We start from the raw sequence: 1541 nt of genomic DNA, 5'->3' as shown, positions 1-1541 counted from the left end.
TGCTTACGGTCAAAAAACACCTCAAGAAGTTGTGAATGCTTGGATGAATAGTGAAGGTCATCGCAAAAACATTTTAAATTCTAGCTTCACTCATATTGGTGTTGGTTATGTTGAACAAGGTAACTATTGGACTCAAATGTTTATTGGTAAATAATAAAACTAGTAATCTCAAAGTTAGCTATTCTTAGAAATATAGAATAGCTAACTTTTTTTGCGTATTAATCTTTCTAATTCTACATTTAAAAATGGTCTCTACATAATTATTTTCGAATCCATTTTTCATTATGTAAGTTCAATACCTTTGTTCCAATGATTAGGTTTGCATACATCATTTTATAGAAGAAAAGATGCTACGAATACTAGTTTTTTCCTGATTTAATTTCTTCTCACTAGAATATCGAACAATGTGAAAATAGCCCCTTTTTAACTTCATTCAACTTGTTATAAATTTAGCTATTCTTCGGTATTTTTCTGCAATGATATACCAATGTCTCTCTTACCTTTGTTCATGTCAGTATTCTTTAATTCTTATTGATAGGCTCTTTTCGTAAACTTTGTTGCTATTGTTAACAATTTAGTCCAAAAAAGTGGTTTTATATTGTTAGGTATCGTTGTTCAGAAGAAAAGATGCTACGAACTTTAGTTGTGTAAAGTTTATTTCTTAATACGAAAAACAACAATCAATGCGAAAACAGCCTCTTAATATGAACGTTAAAATATGTCTGAAGATTTTTTTAATGAACTAGTATGTTTTTCTAACCTATTACTTAGCTCAAATCATGCAAAAAATATAATTTCAAAGATGGATGATCACAGTAATTCAACACTACAAATTATTATAGCAATTTTAACTATATATTCTTTACAAGTATTTTAATACTTAGTTACTAAATGTAATTTGCTTGAAATATAATTTGCAATTTAAAAAGTTGTCAATATATATATCAATGTAATATTTTGCTGTCTTAACTAATTTTGGTACAATTACCATTATGAATTATAAACTATATATTCCCTGTTTACCTTGATTTATCAGTATGTCTCACCTTTTCATCCTGCCTTTTGGCTAAGTGCTTAAATAACTAAGGTGATTTATTCCAGTATTATTACAAAAAACGGCTGTTATAGTGGATATGTAAGATAAACAACGAGGAGGAATAACAATATGAAAAAAACTTTCTTATTATCAACTGCAGCGGCTGTAACATTATTAATCTCTTCACCTGGTATGAGTTCTGCAGCTAGTAATCCAAATACTAATACTTCTAATTTTAAAATAGATTGTCCAACTCCACAAGAAATCCAATTTAATGAAGGTCAATTGACTCCAAACTTACAAAAAGTAATTACTCAAATGACAGCGGGCAATGTAAATGTACAAGAAATGCTTAACCAAATTGCTGAGAAATATAATATTGACTTAACTGAAGCAAAAAAACTTTTAAATAACGGCAACGTAGCTGTGCCTGAACAAGAAGTAGCTAAACCAAAACCAGTTGAGCAAAATACTTCTAAACCTGCTCCACAAACTGAAGTTAAAG

2 protein-coding genes are annotated in these 1541 nt (G+C 29.0%); both read left to right on the top strand.

What is annotated here, in order from left to right; genetic code table 11:
* The coding region (locus tag SLH48_RS22265) for a CAP domain-containing protein (protein ID WP_320259890.1) at positions 1-154 on the top strand (154 nt) is incomplete at its 5' end.
* A gap of 1011 nt (positions 155-1165) precedes the next feature.
* The coding region (locus tag SLH48_RS22260; RefSeq protein ID WP_413785461.1) for a hypothetical protein at positions 1166-1541 on the top strand (376 nt) is incomplete at its 3' end.

The organism is Cytobacillus sp. IB215316, assembly GCF_033963865.1.
Taxonomy (GTDB): Bacteria; Bacillota; Bacilli; order Bacillales; family SM2101; genus Nanhaiella; species Nanhaiella sioensis.
The sequence above is the reverse complement of the archived record's forward strand: the minus strand, read 5'-3'. Positions and strand labels throughout refer to the sequence as shown.